This is a genomic window from Xanthomonas hortorum, assembly GCF_011305375.1.
In the GTDB taxonomy this organism is placed as follows: domain Bacteria; phylum Pseudomonadota; class Gammaproteobacteria; order Xanthomonadales; family Xanthomonadaceae; genus Xanthomonas; species Xanthomonas hortorum_E.
The window spans coordinates 70,039-84,705 of record NZ_VCME01000009.1; the positions used below are offsets into that span (position 1 = coordinate 70,039).

Sequence of the window (14,667 nt, forward strand, 5' to 3'; positions counted from 1 at the left end):
AGCGACGGGGTGATGGTGATGTTGACGGTGATGGTGTCGCCCCGGCCATCTTCCAGGGGGAACGTGTCGCTGGTGGCGCCGTCACCGTTGTGGGTGTAGGTGACGATCTGCGTGCCCTGCGCGCCGCTCGGATTGGGCACCACGATCGTGCCGTGCGCGGGTTGCACGCCGTTCCAGCCAACGCCGATATCGTCTGCTCCCGTGCCATCGCAGGTCGTCACGTCGATCTGTACCGAGCCGCCCTGCACCACGGTGGCGTTCAGCGTCGGGCAGTAGGTCGAGGCTTGCGCCATCGCCCAACCTGGCGCCAGGAGCATCATCGCGAACAGGACAAACATCACGGCCAAACGTGCGCGGCCGCCGGTGGCGTCCGCTAGAAACCTACGTTGCTTATTCACTGTCCACACCCCTGGAGCGCGCCATCCCCGGCGCCGGCAACGATCCTCGTGCCTGAAGACAACGTCGCCCTAGTGGGATTGCTCCCTTCGACATTGCGAGGGTATTTGAACAGGAACTGACTAACGAATAAAGAACAAAAACTTAATACTTCATTCCAATTATGAATAGTTGAGACTTGCTCTATTCAAAAATGACATGTATCTGTGCAAATTATTCCGACACGCAGTCGGCGTTGCACTTACGGGAAGGAAGTCCGCATGAGTGAGTTCTTCTTGGGTCAGATCATGATGACCGGCTTTGCGTTTGCGCCCAGGTATTTTGCGCAGTGCAATGGCCAACTGCTGCCGATCAATCAGAACCAGGCACTCTTCAGCTTGCTTGGTACGCGTTTCGGCGGCAATGGCAGTACCACTTTCGCGTTGCCGGAGATGCGCGGGCGCACACCGCTCGGCTTTTCGCCTTCGGCCGATCCAAACTGGCAGCCCGCACCGCTGACGATCGGCCAAAGCTCCGGCGCTGAAAACGTGTCGCTGCTGCCCAGCAACCTCCCGGCGCACAATCATTTGCTGGAGTGTTCCAGCACTGCCGGCAACAACAGGGGTCCCAGCGGCCGCTCTTTCGGCACCAATGCCAGCACGAGCGGTCCGGCCACCGCACTGTATGCGGCGCCGGGGACACTGGTGGCGATGAATCCGGCCACCGTGGCTCAGGCCGGTGGCAGCCAGCCGCATCCGAATCTGCAGCCGTACACCACGCTCAATTTCTGCATCGCGCTGTCCGGCATCTTTCCTTCGCGCAGCTAAGGCGGCGCCTGCACCTCATAAGCAGCGTGCCACCGGCGGCGCGCAGCGCACCCATCGACCAGATAAGGACACCATGGCCACTCCATTCATCGGTGAGATCCGCATGTTCGGCTTCGGCCGTACTCCGCAAGGCTGGCAGGCCTGCGACGGCAGCCTGTTATCGATCTCCGAATACGAAGTGCTGTTCATGCTGATCGGCACCACCTACGGCGGCGATGGTCAGAGCACCTTCGCGGTACCGGATCTGCGCGGGCGCGTACCGCTGCATCAGGGCCAGGGCCCGGGCCTGAGCAACTACGTGATCGCCCAGAAGGCTGGCGCCGAGACGGTTACCCTGACCGGGCTGCAGTTGCCGGCGCACACGCACACGCTGGTCGCTACAACCGCGACCGCGACGGCCACCGCGCCATCCGGGCTGTTGCCTGGCACGGTTGTCGGCGACGTGTTCTACGCGACCGACACCACCGGCGCCACGGCGACGCCGATGGCCACCGAGTCCACCACGATCACCGGCGGTGGCCAGCCGCACGAGAACACCATGCCGACCTTGACGGTGCAGTACTGCATCTCCACTGCCGGTATTTTCCCGCAGCAGAGCTGAGCCCATTCGCCGCGCCGCGCTCGGTGCGGTGCCTGCACGTTCTACAGAAGGACCGCGTTCATGACCGAACCCTATATCGGCGAAATCCAGCTGTTCGGCTTCGATTTCAATCCCGTCGGCTGGGCGCTGTGCAACGGCGCCACGCTGCCGCTGCAGCAGAACACCACGCTTTACTCGCTACTCGGCATCGCCTACGGCGGTAACGGCACGACCACGTTTCAACTGCCGAACTTCTGCGGACGCGCCGGCTGCGAGCAGGGACCGGGCCCGGGATTGACCAGCCGGCAGTTGGGCAATAGCTTCGGCTCGGCCACAGTGAGCCTGTTGCCCACGCAGATCCCGCCGCACCAGCACGGCATCAACGCGTTCACGCAACCGGATTCGACCAAGAAAAGCGGCACGCCCGCCAACGGCGCAGCGCTTTCAGCGCTAGGTAGCAGCACGGCACGACCGTTCGTGACAGTGGCGCAACCCGACACCCAGTTCTCGCCCACGGCGCTGCTGCCGACCGGCAACGGCTTGGCGCACGAGAACCAGCAACCGTATCTGGCGGTGAATTTCTGCATTGCGTTGTCCGGCACCTATCCACAGTTCGATTGACGCCATGCAACACGATGCCTGCGTTGCGCTGGCGAGCGAGCAGCCCGGTGTCGTGCGTCCGCGTGCGCTGATCGCACGCGGCATCTCGTTGCGACCTGAGCGTGACGACGATCTGCCCTGGCTGCGGGATCTCTATGCCGACACCCGCAGCGACGAACTGGCGCACGTGCCCTGGCCGGAGACGACCAAGCGCGCGTTTGTGGATCAGCAGTTCACCCTGCAGCGCACGCATTATCGGCAGCACTATCCGGACGCCGACTTTCTGATCGTACAGACGCCGGACGAACGCATCGGCCGGCTGTATCTTCAGCGCGCAGCGCTGCAGCACGTGCTGGTCGATATCAGTCTGTTACGGGGTTGGCGCGGCAAGGGCGTGGGCACCGCATTGATCGTGCATGCGCAAACCCTGGCACGGGCCGCAGGCTGTAGCGTGGCGTTGCACGTCTTGCATGCCAATCCTGCGGCGCGCCGGCTTTATGCGCGCCTGGGCTTTCTCGCGGGCGACGCCAGCAGTACCCACCTCGCGATGCACTGGCAGCCCGCCGAGATGGCGGCCACGCCGCTCAGTTGAAGATGGCCTGATACAGAAAGCCATCGCGCTCGCGTGCCACCGGCACCAGAAACACCCCGACCTCGCCCAGCCGCGTGTGGCGCAACTGATAGATCTGCTGCGGAAACAGGAATGCCGAACTGTTGCGGAACAGCAGCGAGAATGGCGCGCGATGGACTGCGTGCTTGGTGGGCAACGGCCGTGCCTCCACCAGCACGAATGGAACCTCGCCTTCGTTCAATGCGGCAGAGAACGTTTCGTTGACGCTGCCTGCGAAGTGCTCCAGGGTCAGTAAGTCCATTTTGTGCTCATGGTCGGCAGAGAACCCGATCATCCACATCGGGCATACCTGCCACAACAACTGTGCGCTCGAACGCTGCATTGGGTCATGCATGAGACGGCCTGTTGCATTCACATCGGCCGCAATCCGTCTGCTGCGGTACAGGCGTCATGCGACAATACTGCACGCGCCGGTTCGGTTATGTTCAGCCGTGTGACGGTTACTCTATCGCGTTGGAATTCTGTTAAAGGCTTCGATGACGGCGTCCGCATCTCCTGTCGTGCAGTTGTCCGGTGTCCGCATCGATCGCGGCGGTCGCACGATCCTGCGCGACGTCTCGCTCGACGTGCCACGCGGCAGCATCACTGCCGTGCTCGGTCCCTCCGGTAGCGGCAAGTCCACTTTGTTGGCCGCGCTGACCGGCGAGCTGCGTCCGGTCGCCGGCACTGTCACCCTGTTTGGTGAAGAGATCCCGCGCGGCAACCGTGCGCTGCTGGAGATGCGCCGCAATGTCGGCGTGCTGCTGCAGGGCAATGGCTTGCTGACCGACCTGAGCGTGGCCGACAACGTCGCGCTGCCGCTGCGTACGCATACCCGCCTGCCGGCACCGGTGCTGCAACGCCTGGTGCAGATGAAGCTGCACGCGGTCGGCCTGCTCGCCGCTGCCGATGCCTGGCCGCGCGAGCTGTCCGGCGGCATGGCGCGGCGGGTGGCGCTGGCGCGTGCGCTGGCACTGGACCCGCCCCTGATGATCTACGACGAGCCGCTGACCGGCCTGGACCCGATCGCCTCGGGCGTGATCATGAGCTTGATCCAGCGCCTCAACGACAGCCTGCGCCTGACCAGCATCATCGTCAGCCACCACGTGCACGAAACCTTGCCGATCAGCGATCAGGCCGTGGTCATCGCCAATGGCGGCATCGTGTTCGCCGGCACGCCCGCGCAATTGCAGGACAGCACCGACCCGCTGGTGCAGCAGTTCCTGCATGGCCAGCCGGACGGCCCGATCGCCTTCGATGCGGCGCCGCGGCGTGACCGGAGTGCTGCCTGATGGCCATGGTCGAATCGATCCGTGCCTTCGGCCGCGCCGGGCTGTTCTCGCTGACCGTGCTGCGCGGCTCGGTACCTACGCGCGACTTCATCGCCGAGCTGGTGCGCGAGATCTACAAGGTCGGCGCGCGCTCGCTGCCGATCATCGCCGTCGGCGGTGCCTTCGTCGGCCTGGTGCTGACCCTGCAGGGCTATCGCACGCTGACCACCTACGGTGCCTCCGATGCGCTGTCCACCCTGCTCGGCCTGTCGCTGTACCGCGAGCTGGCGCCGGTGCTGACCGCGCTGCTGTTCATTGGCCGCGCCGGCAGTTCGATCGCCGCCGAGCTCGGCCTGATGCGCGCTACCGACCAGATCAAGGCGCTGGAGCTGATGGCCATCGACCCGATTGCCAAGGCCGTGGCGCCGCGCTTCTGGGCGGCGGTGCTGACGGTGCCGTTGCTGACCGGCGTGTTCTGTTCGCTGGCGATCACCGGCGGCTACTTCGAGGCCGTACACGTGTTGGGCATCGACAACGGCACATTCTGGTCGGGGTTGAGCAACAGCGTGGACTTCTGGGATGACTTTGGCGTGGCAATGCTCAAATCGGCAATCTTCGGCGGCACCGCCGCACTGGTCGCCGCCTACGTGGGCTTCCACGCCGAGCCGACCATCGAAGGCACCTCGATCGCCACCACCCGCGCGGTGGTGAACGCGTCGCTGCTGGTGCTGATGTTCAACTTCGTCCTTTCTGCAATGTTGTTTAGGTGAGTGGAATAACTATGGCCATGCGTGGACCACGACTCGAATTCGCCGTCGGCGCCTTTTTGCTGCTGACCCTGGCCTCGCTGCTGGTGCTGGCGGTGGCCTCGACCAACCAGCGCTGGGGCTTCGGGTCCAGCCAATACACGCTGACCGCGCGCTTCAGCCAGATTGGCCAGCTGCGTGCGCAGGCGCCGGTAAAGATCGGCGGCGTGACCATCGGCAAGGTCTCCGACATCAGCCTGGATCCGACCAAGTTCGATTCGGTGGTGACCTTGTCGCTGGACAACAAATACAAGGATCTGCCTGCCGACACCTCGGCCGGCATTTTCACCAGCGGCCTGCTGGGCGAGAGCTACATCGGGCTGCAGCCGGGCGGCGACCCGGAAACGCTCAAGCCGGGCGAAGAAATCGGCTTCACCCAGCCCGCGGTGGATCTGCTGCAGCTGGTCGGCAAGTACATGTTCAGTGGTGGCGGTAGTGGTGGCAGCAATGCCCCGGCCGCCACCGATGGCCAGGCCCCGCCGCCTGCCCCGCCCGCTTCTCCCTCTACGGAACCTCACCACCAATGAAAACCACCCTGCTCTCCGCCATCCTGGCCTCGACCCTGCTGGTGTGCGCACCGGCCACCGTGCTGGCACAGCCGGCTGCCGCCAGCGCGCCCGCGCAGGGCGCGGCCACCAAGACCGTCATCGACAGCAGCACGCGCATCCTGAGCACGCTGGACCAGCGCCGCGCCGAGTTCCGTGGCAACCCGGCCGCGCTGCGTCAGTACATCGACGGCGAATTGAACAAGGCCTTCGACCGCGACTACTCGGCACGTCTGGTGCTGGGCGTGAACGGCCGTGGCGCCTCCGATGCGGACGTCAAGCTGTTTGCCGATGCGCTGGCCGACAACCTGATGCAGCGTTACGGCACCGCGTTGCTGAACTTCGAAGGCAAGCCGACCTTCCGCGCCAAGTCCGAGAGCGCACTGCCGGGCAACCGCGGCGTCAAGGTCTCCACCGACCTGCTGCGCGCCGGCAACGACCCGACCCCGGTCGATTACATGATGCGTAACGTCGGCGGCCAGTGGAAAATCTTCGACGTGATGATCGAAGGCATCTCCTACGTGCAGACCTTCAAGACCCAGTTCGACGGCCCGTTGCGCGAGAAGGGCATCGCCAAGGTCGCTGCAGAGTTGCGCAGCGGCAATCTGCAGGTCGGTGCGGCACCGGCCAATGGCAAGTAACAGCTCCGTGCAACGCAACGGCGACACGCTGGCACTCACCGGCGTGCTCGACCGGGCGGCGGTCACTGCGGCCTGGCCGCAGGCGATCGCGCAGCTGGACGGCATTCGCACGCTCGACCTGTCCGGTGTACAACGCCTGGACAGTGCCGGCGTGGCGATGCTGGCCGAACTGGCTGCACGCGTGCGCAGCACTGGTACCGTTACGGTGGTGGGTGAGGCGTCCGGTCTGGACGAATTGCGCGCCGCTTATCGCTTGTCCCCTACTTTCGATTTTCAGGCGTGAGCGCCACCCCATGACCCAGTTACGCCCCCTCTCTTTGTTGGCCGCCTGCCTGTTGCTTGGTGCATGCGCCAGCCAGACGCCGAAGTCCGCCCCGCCCGCAGCTGCGACCAGCATTGCGCCAAGCGCTGAAACACCGGTCCGCGACGATGCCGCAGTGACCGCGCAACCGGCCGCTGCCGGAGTCGCTGCACCGGACGCGTTGCCGGCCACTGCCGTCACTGCCGCTGCGCCTGGCGACCAGGCCAGCGCCGATGCCGGCGGCAGCAGCTCAGGAGCGCCGACCGCCGCTGAAGACGACTTCGCCGCGCTGTATGGCCCCACCACGCCACAAGCCGGCGGCAACGGTGCCCCGGCACAGCCTGGCGCGCCGGCCTACGACCCGTGGGAGCGCTACAACCGCGGCATGCACCGCTTCAACATGGCGGTCGACCGCGGTGTGGCGCGTCCGCTGGCGACCGCCTACACCAAGGTGGTGCCGAGTCCGGCGCGCCTGGGCGTGACCAACTTCTTCGACAACCTCGGCACGCCGCTGACCATGGTCAACCAGCTGCTGCAGGGCCACCCAGTGTATGCGGTGCAGTCGCTGGGCCGCTTCGTGATGAACTCCACGTTGGGCGTGGCCGGTCTGTTCGACCCGGCCTCCGCAGCCGGCATTCCGCGCCGCAGCGAAGACTTCGGTCAGACCCTGGGTGCCTGGGGCTGGCGTAACTCGCGTTACTTCGAGCTGCCGCTGTTTGGCCCACGCACCGTGCGCGACACCGTTGGCCTGGGTGGTGATATTCCACTGTCGTGGGTGCGCCAGGTCGACGATGGCGGTGCGCGCTTTGCCCTGCAGGGCTTGCAGCTGGTGGATACGCGTTCGCAGCTGATGTCGCTGGATTCGCTGCGCGACCAGGCACCGGACGAGTACGCCCTGACCCGCGATGCCTGGATGCAACGCCGCAATTACCAGATCGTGCGCGATCTGCGCAGCCATCGCGAAAAGAACACCGAGCTGCCCGACTATCTGCGCGACGACAAGGACAGCACGGTGCCGGTGGATGCGATGCCGATTCCGCAATGGATTCGCTGAGCGGTTGAGTTGGCGGTATGGTGTTGATGCAGAAGCCCGGGAGCGATCCCGGGCTTTTTGTTTTTAGAGCGGCTCTGAGTGCGACAGCCTTGGCGAAACTACCGAGCATTTCAAAAGCACCCTCTACCGCCTTCAATACCGACCCCAACCTGGGCCATTACCAGGGCCGCAGCACGCAGTCGGTAATTGATCGGGAAACAGCGTAGGGTGACGCGGCTTGAGCGCAGGAACCTTGTGGCCTCGCCTGGTCGGCTCACCTCCGGTATCTCGGCATGTCGAGGCCGTCACCGAGATACGTCTTCATGGCCGTCACCGCTTTGGACCAACAACTCATCCGATTCGAACCGAGTGCCGATGCGCGAGCGGCCTGGTCCGAGGTCATGCTTGAGCGGCATGGTTTGTATTGTGCGTTCGACGCATCGAAGTCGCTACATTCCACGGCGCAACACTGGAATCTTGGTAATGTGGTGTTGACCCTGGCAGACCTGAGCGCCATGGCCCTGGCACCGGCTGGCGAAAAGCAGGCCGCGTGGCAGGGGGAATGGCTGTATCTGAAACTCATGACCGGCGGTGAAGTCGATATTGAAATGGCCGGCGTGCAGCAGCGCTTTGCGGCCGGCAGCATGTTCATGCTCGATCCGAGTGGTGCGTTCAGCGAGTCCTTTGCCTTACGCAGCCAAATGACGGTGTTGCGGATTCCAAAGTCGGGTTTACGCGATCGTGGCCTGCGCCACACGTTGAACGGTTTGCTGGTGCCGGATATGGAGTCGGCGGACATGCGTGCCACGCGTGATCTGATTCATTGCATCGCCGCGCAGCACGTTTCGCCAAGCACGCACATGCGGTATCTGATGGAGCAGCAGTTGCTCAATCTGGTGGACGCGATACTTGCCACCCCCACCGAGACGGTGAAGCAGCGCAGTAGCGCGGCGGTGGTGTTTCGTGCAAAGCGCTACATTCATCAGCATCTGGGCGATCAGCAGCTCGATAGCGCCGCAGTTGCCGCAGCGGCGCACGTATCGGTCAAACATTTGCAGCGCCTGTTCCGGGCCGAAGACAGCGGTGTGATGCGGTATGTCTGGCAGGTGCGCCTGCAGCACGCGCACCGCCTGTTGAGCGAGGGGAATGGGCAGGCCGCAAGCGTCCAGGAAATCGCCTGGCGTTGCGGGTTTGCCACTGCCGCACATTTCAGCCGTGCGTTTCGGGCCTGCTATGCCATGTCTCCTTCACATGTGCAGGTCCCCCGCCTGCGTTGAGCAGGCATGCTTTGAACAGATGCGTTCGCCTCGTTTCAGAACGCGCCTTGCGGACATGTACCACGCGCCTTGCAGATAAAAGAATCCGACGGTACGCGGCATAGAATCGATCCGTTGTTGAACAACTGATTCATGCCCGGAGCGCGCAATCGGATTGCGCCCATTCCTTACTCTTTTCATCGCCGACTTATCGGCACGTATCGTCGCGCCTGGCGCTTGGCGATGCTGCCCGCACACGTTTCAAGGATTTCTGCATGCAAGCGCACCGCACTGAACTCTATACCGCCGAGTTTGCTCGGCGGGTCGACGATAATCAACGTCACCTAAGAAACAATCTGGCCGCCGAGTACGATTACATTATCTGTGGCTCGGGCACGTCGGGCTCGGTTGTTGCACGCCGCCTGGCGCAAAACCCTGACATCACCGTATTGCTGCTGGAGGCGGGCGGCAGCGACGATGTGGCCAGCGTCAGCGACGCTTCGGTCTGGTTTACCAATCTGGGCAGCGAGCGTGACTGGCAATTTCAGGCGCAACCCAATCCGCATTTGAATGACCGTGCGATCCCGCTTTCCATGGGCAAGGTGCTCGGCGGCGGTTCGTCGATCAACGTTATGGTCTGGGCACGCGGGCACCGCAGTGATTGGGATTACTTTGCCAGCGAGTCGGGTGATGCGGCCTGGAATTATGAGGCGACGCTGGCGACCTACCGGCGTATCGAAGACTGGCGCGGCGAGCCGGATGCCGAGCGCCGGGGTACCGGCGGCCTGGTGCTGGTGCAACCGGCGCCCGACCCGAATCCGGTGGCGCCCGCCATGTTGTCTGCCGCAGCGCACTTGGGGATACCGACCTTCGACGACCAGAACGGTGCCTTGATGGAAGCCGGCAGCGGTGCCGCCATCGCCAATGTCTGCATCGAAAACGGGCACCGCCGCTCGATCTTCAGACGCTACGTCTATCCACTCATGGCACAGCCGAACTTGACGGTGCTGACCCATGCCCACGTCTTGCGTGTGGTGCTGGAAGGCAAGCGTGCCGTCGGTGTTGAAGTGCTTCATGCAGGCAAGGTTGGTCGCATCAAAGCCAGGCAGGAAGTCGTGCTTTCGGCTGGTGCGCTCCACACCCCAAAGATCCTGATGCATTCGGGTATTGGCGAGGCCGGTCATTTGCTCGAACACGGGATCGAGGTGGTGCAGGACTTGCCCGGCGTCGGCCAGAATTATCAGGACCACATGATGGTGTCGGGGTGCATCTGGGAATATGAGCAAGCGTATGCGCCGCGCAACAATGCCGGCGAATCGACCTTTTTCTGCAAGAGTCATCCAGACATGGACACGCCGGATCTGCAGACATTCCTTGCGGAAATCCCGATCGCCAGTGCCGAGGCGCAGGCGATGTTCAACCCGCCTGCTGCTGCATGGTCATTGCTGCCGGGGCTGGTGCGCCCCAAGAGCCGTGGATCGATCACCTTGAGCGGATCCGACCCGATGGACCCGCTGAAGATCGATACCGGCGCATTGTCGGCACCGGAAGACGTGCAGGCGCTGGTTCGCGGTGTGGAGATCTGTCGCGACATCGGCAACAGCGCATCCATGCGTCCCTTCGTGAAGCGTGAGGTCATGCCGGGTGCCCTGCACGGGAAGGGGCTCGAAAACTTCGTGCGCAATACCGCCTCCACCGTGTGGCATCAGTCGTGCACGGCGAAGATGGGCCGCGATGCGATGTCGGTGGTGGACGCGCAGCTGCGGGTCTATGGCATCGACGGGTTGCGAATCGCAGATGCCTCCATCATGCCGCGAGTGACGACCGGCAATACCATGGCGCCGTGCGTGATCATCGGCGAACGCCTGGGCAACCTGTTGACCTGTTGACCTGTTGACCTGTTGATCTGTTGATCTGTTGATCTGTTGATCTGTTGATCGACGCATCGCGCCGTGTGTGCAACGCTTCGATCACTCGAGCAAGAACGGCGATCTATTAGGTCGCCGTTCTTTTGAGCGTACAGCTGCGTGACCAGTCGATCAGCGTGGCAGATACGCCATCGCGTAGCTGCAATGTCATTTGCCAGAACGCAACGCAGGTTCGGGCCTGATCGACGGCGTGCGGTCGACATAGGTGAGATAGTGTTTCCATAGATCGTGCGACCGCTGATCGTTGAGGTCGACGATGCAGCTTGCGGCTTTTGCCGGCCCAACCGTCGCATTGCCCCACTGCTTGCGTACGTTGCCGCATTGGAGATCTTTGTACCTCGTCCAAGCCGCTTGTGCGTTGTCGAACGCGTCGGCTGGAACATTCAAGACCATCATCGCCCTTTCACGTGCGGCGGTCAGATAGTCAGTCAGACGATCCTGCGATAGGCCGACTTCGTCATTCCAGCATGCGTTGCTTTCCGCTGTTGTGGCTGGGTTGAAGCATCGGGGTGCTGCCTGCAATGCCGGGCAGCCGAGGAGCGTCAGGATGACAAGGATGTAACGCATCGACATAGGCCACTGGAGTCTGTTCTAGCGCGATGATTGGGCTTGCTTGCTGCATCTGTGTTCCGCCTCCGCCTTACCCTCACCCCAACCCCTCTCCCGGGGGGGAGAGGGGCTCAAGCAGTCGCTAATGCTGCATCGATTGCCTGCCGCAGGCGTGCGTCGTCTGCGGGGACATCGGGGGCGAAGCGGGCGATGACCTGGCCATCGCGGGCGATCAGGAATTTTTCGAAGTTCCACAGCACGCCGGGTGCTGGGTTGGGTTCGATGCCATAGCCGGCCAGTTTTTCGCGCATCGGGCCGTCGCCGGTGGCGTGTGGACGTGCGCTGGTCAGCTGCTGATACAGCGGGTGGGTGTCGGTGCCGGTGACCGCGATCTTGGAGAACATCGGAAAGGTCACGTCATAGGTAAGCTGGCAGAACTGAGCGATCTCCGCCTCGCTGCCGGGCTCCTGGCCCTTGAAGTCGTTGGCTGGAAAACCCAGCACCTCCAGACCCGCCGCCTGCTTGTCGCGATACAGCGCTTCCAGGCCTTCGTACTGCGGGGTCAGCCCGCACTTGGAGGCGACGTTGACCACCAGCAGCACCTTGCCGCGATAGTCGGCCAGCGTGGCGGGCTCACCGTCGATACGGGCCACGGGGATGTCGTAAAGCGTCTGGCTCATCGGTATGTCCTGGGCAAGTAGAGCCGAGAGCATAAACCGCTGGAGTGGAGCGAGCGATGCCGGTGTCTGACGCTGCTTGCAGTTGGCTATCGCCGCGCGCACTGGCCGATCAGCTGATCGGCCAGTGCAACCGCTTACATCACATGCGATGACATCAATCGATACACAACGCGGCCTGGCCCATGCCGCCGACCACTTCCTGGCGGCAACCGAAGCGGTCGCTGTCGCGCTGGCAGGTACCCGAGGTGGCGGTGCCGGCGGGCACGATGCTGGTGGCGAGGCAATCGCCACTGCAGTCGGAGTTGTCAGTGCAGGTCTTGCCGGCATCGGCGTATGGCACCACGCAACGCACCGTCTGCATGCGACCGACCGGGCGTAGTTGCCCACCTTTTGCGGTGCATTCGGCAGCATCAGCAGAGACTGCGCGCGGTGGTTGTTGGGCGCTCGCTGCAGCGCCCGGCTTGGCAGCCGGAGTATTGCTGCATGCGGTCAGCAGCAGGGCGCAGACCCCTGCATAGATCCATCGACGCGACATGGCACTCTCTTCTTGAACAAGGTGCGTGCAAGCATCGCGGTGGCGATGTCTGCGTGGTGTGCTTGGCGTTGGGCGCAGGAATGCCATGTTGCACGCCTGCCGCTGTAGGAGCGGCCCTGGCCGCGATGAGGCGTTATCGGTAACGCCTCGTCGCGCCCGGGTGCGCTCCTACGTTGTCCTCTCCTGTGGTGCCGCTGGCCTGCCGGAATGGCAGCGCCGTGTCGCGGCATGCGGCCGGATCACTCCTGTTCGTCGCCTGCGTCGTCTTCGCTGCTGCTGACGGCGTCGTCGCTACCGGCATCGTCCAGCAGCGCCTGCGAGTGCTCGTTGGACAGCGTTTCCACGCCGCGCAGGCGCCGTTCGATGGTGCGGGTCTTGCGGCCGGCATCGCCCAGGGTCTTGCCGACGGTGTTGATCTGGCGTTCGGCCTTTTCCAGGATGCCGGCGAACTTGCCGAACTCGCTCTTGACCGCGCCCAGCAGGCCCCACACTTCGCTGGAGCGCTTTTCGATGGCCAGGGTGCGAAAGCCCATCTGCAGACTGTTGAGCAACGCGGTGAACGTGGTGGGGCCGGCGATCACCACGCGGTGTTCGCGCTGCAACACATCGACCAGGCCGGGGCGGCGGATGGTTTCGGCGTACAGGCCTTCGGTGGGCAGGAACATCACGGCGAAATCGGTGGTGTGCGGCGGGCAGATGTATTTGTCGCTGATCGATTTGGCCTGGATGCGGATCGCGCGTTCCAGCTGATTGCCGAGCAGGCGGATCTGCTCGATGTCGCCGGCTTCCTGCGCGTCGAGCAGGCGCTCGTAATCTTCGCGCGGGAATTTGGAATCGATCGGCAGCCACACCGGGGTGTCTTCGTGCCCACGACCGGGCAGGCGCACGGCGAAATCCACTGCTTCGCTGGTGTCCGGGCGCACGCGCACGCTGCGCGCATACTGCTCGGCGGTAAGCGTCTGTTCGAGGATGTTCTCCAGCTGCACTTCGCCCCAGCCGCCGCGGTTCTTGACGTTGGTGAGCACGCGTTTGAGATCGCCCACGCCGGTGGCCAGCTGCTGCATTTCGCCCAGGCCGCGCTGCACTTGTTCCAGCCGTTCGGAGACGATCTTGAAGGAGGCATCCAGGCGCGTGTTGAGCGTGGTCTGCAGTTTTTCGTCGACGGTGGCGCGCATCTGTTCGAGCTTGCTGGCGTTGTCGTTCTGCAGATTGGCCAGCTGCTGTTCCAGCGTGGCGCGCATCTCGCCGATGCGCAGCTCGTTGCGTTGGGTGAGCTCGTTCAAGCGCTGACTCAAGGCCTCGGTGAAGCGCTGCTGCGACTCGCCGGCTTCTTGCCTGCCCTTGCGGGCGTCTTCGGCCAGCGCCTCGCGCAAGGTGGCCATGTGGGTGTCGGTGCGTGCGATCAATTCGGTCAGTTGCTGGCCGAACACCTGGATGCGGGTTTCCTGCTGCTGGCCGAAGCCTTCGAGCTGGGTGCGCAATTCGGTCAGCCGCAGGGTGAGCAGTTCGCCGGTGCGTTGCTGCGCAAGGCTGCTTTCTTCGCGCGCCTTGCGTGCGTCTTCGCCGAGTGCGTCGCGCAGCAGGTCCAGGCGCTGGTCGGTACGCGTGGAGAGCTCGGTGAGATTGCGCGCAAAGGTTTCCAGGCGGCCGTCCTGCTGCCGCGCCAGGCCTTCGAGTTGCTCGCGCAGTTCGCCGCGCCCGTCGCGTTGCTCGGCGCGCAGCGCCAGCTCCAGGCCTGTGGTGGAGGGACGCCGCAGCAGCGCGAGCAGCTGCAACACGAGGACTACGACGAGCAGTCCGAGAAGGATCAGGGATTCGGATGACATGTGCGCAGTGTAACGGGCACCGTCGCAGGGGCTGCGTCGGGAGTGGACGCAGTGCACAGGATGACGGGCGTGTCGGGTTGCGCCGTGGTGCGCAGTTTTCACCTCGATTGACTGCCGGTGTTGCTTGGCATGCCAGCGCAGAGTGCGTTGAAGCGCTCATCTCCGACGTGGTTCCAACCTGCATGCATGCCGCCACGCAGCTCTCCGTAGAGGCAACGCTACGGCAGGGGCGACGACCACTCGGGCGTGGTGGCATGTACGTTGGCAGACATGGATGCAGAATCGCAGCGTCTGCTTCACACGG

At 63.8% G+C, this 14,667-nt stretch carries 17 protein-coding genes; 12 read left to right on the top strand and 5 right to left on the bottom strand.

Annotation, left to right across the window (positions count from 1 at the left end):
- The first annotated feature begins 656 nt into the window (after positions 1-656).
- The 4 genes from FFY45_RS10280 to FFY45_RS10295 all read left to right on the top strand — a co-directional run bounded on the left by FFY45_RS10280 (position 657) and on the right by FFY45_RS10295 (position 2,974).
- Positions 657-1,202 (top strand): phage tail protein, encoded by a 546-nt coding sequence (locus tag FFY45_RS10280; protein WP_176340360.1) that lies wholly within the window; start codon positions 657-659, stop codon positions 1,200-1,202.
- Positions 1,203-1,275: 73 nt separating this feature from the next.
- The gene (locus FFY45_RS10285) at positions 1,276-1,803 is read left to right on the top strand and encodes a phage tail protein (RefSeq protein WP_023905816.1); all 528 of its coding nucleotides are present in this window, start codon (positions 1,276-1,278) and stop codon (positions 1,801-1,803) included.
- A gap of 60 nt (positions 1,804-1,863) precedes the next feature.
- Positions 1,864-2,403 carry a phage tail protein gene (locus FFY45_RS10290; RefSeq protein ID WP_176340361.1) on the top strand — a complete coding sequence of 180 codons (540 nt, stop codon included), beginning with the start codon at positions 1,864-1,866 and terminating at the stop codon, positions 2,401-2,403.
- Positions 2,404-2,407: 4 nt separating this feature from the next.
- Positions 2,408-2,974: a GNAT family N-acetyltransferase gene (locus FFY45_RS10295; RefSeq protein ID WP_176340362.1), complete on the top strand. Its 567-nt coding sequence runs from the start codon at positions 2,408-2,410 to the stop codon at positions 2,972-2,974.
- Here the strand turns inward: FFY45_RS10295 and FFY45_RS10300 are convergent.
- Positions 2,967-3,254 carry a DUF6916 family protein gene (locus tag FFY45_RS10300; RefSeq protein ID WP_115041099.1) on the bottom strand — a complete coding sequence of 96 codons (288 nt, stop codon included), beginning with the start codon at positions 3,252-3,254 and terminating at the stop codon, positions 2,967-2,969. The genes FFY45_RS10295 and FFY45_RS10300 overlap by 8 nt on opposite strands.
- Before the next feature lie 235 nt (positions 3,255-3,489).
- Between FFY45_RS10300 and FFY45_RS10305 the strand changes: the two genes are divergently transcribed.
- From FFY45_RS10305 to FFY45_RS10340, 8 genes are all read left to right on the top strand, one after another.
- Positions 3,490-4,284 (top strand): ABC transporter ATP-binding protein, encoded by a 795-nt coding sequence (locus FFY45_RS10305; RefSeq protein ID WP_176340363.1) that lies wholly within the window; start codon positions 3,490-3,492, stop codon positions 4,282-4,284.
- Entirely contained in the window at positions 4,284-5,033 is a 750-nt protein-coding gene (locus tag FFY45_RS10310) for an MlaE family lipid ABC transporter permease subunit (RefSeq protein ID WP_006451569.1), read from the top strand. The genes FFY45_RS10305 and FFY45_RS10310 overlap by 1 nt, the downstream gene beginning before the upstream one ends.
- Before the next feature lie 11 nt (positions 5,034-5,044).
- On the top strand, positions 5,045-5,596 hold the full coding sequence (gene mlaD, locus FFY45_RS10315; protein ID WP_023905821.1) for an outer membrane lipid asymmetry maintenance protein MlaD: 552 nt from the start codon (positions 5,045-5,047) through the stop codon (positions 5,594-5,596).
- Positions 5,593-6,255: an MlaC/ttg2D family ABC transporter substrate-binding protein gene (locus FFY45_RS10320; RefSeq protein WP_006451567.1), complete on the top strand. Its 663-nt coding sequence runs from the start codon at positions 5,593-5,595 to the stop codon at positions 6,253-6,255. The genes mlaD and FFY45_RS10320 overlap by 4 nt, the downstream gene beginning before the upstream one ends.
- Positions 6,245-6,538 carry an STAS domain-containing protein gene (locus tag FFY45_RS10325; protein ID WP_170118607.1) on the top strand — a complete coding sequence of 98 codons (294 nt, stop codon included), beginning with the start codon at positions 6,245-6,247 and terminating at the stop codon, positions 6,536-6,538. The genes FFY45_RS10320 and FFY45_RS10325 overlap by 11 nt, the downstream gene beginning before the upstream one ends.
- 10 nt (positions 6,539-6,548) lie before the next feature.
- Positions 6,549-7,610 carry an MlaA family lipoprotein gene (locus FFY45_RS10330; RefSeq protein ID WP_176340364.1) on the top strand — a complete coding sequence of 354 codons (1,062 nt, stop codon included), beginning with the start codon at positions 6,549-6,551 and terminating at the stop codon, positions 7,608-7,610.
- A gap of 302 nt (positions 7,611-7,912) precedes the next feature.
- On the top strand, positions 7,913-8,866 hold the full coding sequence (locus FFY45_RS10335; protein ID WP_176340365.1) for an AraC family transcriptional regulator: 954 nt from the start codon (positions 7,913-7,915) through the stop codon (positions 8,864-8,866).
- Positions 8,867-9,120: 254 nt separating this feature from the next.
- The gene (locus FFY45_RS10340; protein WP_176340366.1) at positions 9,121-10,734 is read left to right on the top strand and encodes a GMC family oxidoreductase; all 1,614 of its coding nucleotides are present in this window, start codon (positions 9,121-9,123) and stop codon (positions 10,732-10,734) included.
- A 186-nt stretch (positions 10,735-10,920) separates the two neighbouring features.
- Here the strand turns inward: FFY45_RS10340 and FFY45_RS10345 are convergent, their stop codons facing one another.
- The 4 genes from FFY45_RS10345 to FFY45_RS10360 form a co-directional block, all read right to left on the bottom strand.
- The gene (locus FFY45_RS10345) at positions 10,921-11,340 is read right to left on the bottom strand and encodes a lysozyme inhibitor LprI family protein (protein WP_159087149.1); all 420 of its coding nucleotides are present in this window, start codon (positions 11,338-11,340) and stop codon (positions 10,921-10,923) included.
- A 113-nt stretch (positions 11,341-11,453) separates the two neighbouring features.
- The gene (locus FFY45_RS10350; protein WP_176340367.1) at positions 11,454-12,002 is read right to left on the bottom strand and encodes a glutathione peroxidase; all 549 of its coding nucleotides are present in this window, start codon (positions 12,000-12,002) and stop codon (positions 11,454-11,456) included.
- Between the two features lie 154 nt (positions 12,003-12,156).
- Positions 12,157-12,537: a hypothetical protein gene (locus tag FFY45_RS10355; protein ID WP_176340368.1), complete on the bottom strand. Its 381-nt coding sequence runs from the start codon at positions 12,535-12,537 to the stop codon at positions 12,157-12,159.
- A 239-nt stretch (positions 12,538-12,776) separates the two neighbouring features.
- Complete coding sequence (locus FFY45_RS10360; RefSeq protein WP_176340369.1) at positions 12,777-14,363, bottom strand: DNA recombination protein RmuC; 1,587 nt, start codon at positions 14,361-14,363, stop codon at positions 12,777-12,779.
- Between the last annotated feature and the right edge of the window lie 304 nt (positions 14,364-14,667).

Bases quoted from the DNA above. Each gene is read 5' to 3' on its own strand.
- FFY45_RS10280 (WP_176340360.1), top strand. From the start codon at position 657: ATGAGTGAGTTCTTCTTGGGTCAGATCATGATGACCGGCTTTGCGTTT.
- FFY45_RS10285 (WP_023905816.1), top strand. From the start codon at position 1,276: ATGGCCACTCCATTCATCGGTGAGATCCGCATGTTCGGCTTCGGCCGT.
- FFY45_RS10290 (WP_176340361.1), top strand. From the start codon at position 1,864: ATGACCGAACCCTATATCGGCGAAATCCAGCTGTTCGGCTTCGATTTC.
- FFY45_RS10295 (WP_176340362.1), top strand. From the start codon at position 2,408: ATGCAACACGATGCCTGCGTTGCGCTGGCGAGCGAGCAGCCCGGTGTC.
- FFY45_RS10300 (WP_115041099.1), bottom strand. From the start codon at position 3,254: ATGGACTTACTGACCCTGGAGCACTTCGCAGGCAGCGTCAACGAAACG.
- FFY45_RS10305 (WP_176340363.1), top strand. From the start codon at position 3,490: ATGACGGCGTCCGCATCTCCTGTCGTGCAGTTGTCCGGTGTCCGCATC.
- FFY45_RS10310 (WP_006451569.1), top strand. From the start codon at position 4,284: ATGGCCATGGTCGAATCGATCCGTGCCTTCGGCCGCGCCGGGCTGTTC.
- mlaD (WP_023905821.1), top strand. From the start codon at position 5,045: ATGGCCATGCGTGGACCACGACTCGAATTCGCCGTCGGCGCCTTTTTG.
- FFY45_RS10320 (WP_006451567.1), top strand. From the start codon at position 5,593: ATGAAAACCACCCTGCTCTCCGCCATCCTGGCCTCGACCCTGCTGGTG.
- FFY45_RS10325 (WP_170118607.1), top strand. From the start codon at position 6,245: ATGGCAAGTAACAGCTCCGTGCAACGCAACGGCGACACGCTGGCACTC.
- FFY45_RS10330 (WP_176340364.1), top strand. From the start codon at position 6,549: ATGACCCAGTTACGCCCCCTCTCTTTGTTGGCCGCCTGCCTGTTGCTT.
- FFY45_RS10335 (WP_176340365.1), top strand. From the start codon at position 7,913: ATGGCCGTCACCGCTTTGGACCAACAACTCATCCGATTCGAACCGAGT.
- FFY45_RS10340 (WP_176340366.1), top strand. From the start codon at position 9,121: ATGCAAGCGCACCGCACTGAACTCTATACCGCCGAGTTTGCTCGGCGG.
- FFY45_RS10345 (WP_159087149.1), bottom strand. From the start codon at position 11,340: ATGCGTTACATCCTTGTCATCCTGACGCTCCTCGGCTGCCCGGCATTG.
- FFY45_RS10350 (WP_176340367.1), bottom strand. From the start codon at position 12,002: ATGAGCCAGACGCTTTACGACATCCCCGTGGCCCGTATCGACGGTGAG.
- FFY45_RS10355 (WP_176340368.1), bottom strand. From the start codon at position 12,537: ATGTCGCGTCGATGGATCTATGCAGGGGTCTGCGCCCTGCTGCTGACC.
- FFY45_RS10360 (WP_176340369.1), bottom strand. From the start codon at position 14,363: ATGTCATCCGAATCCCTGATCCTTCTCGGACTGCTCGTCGTAGTCCTC.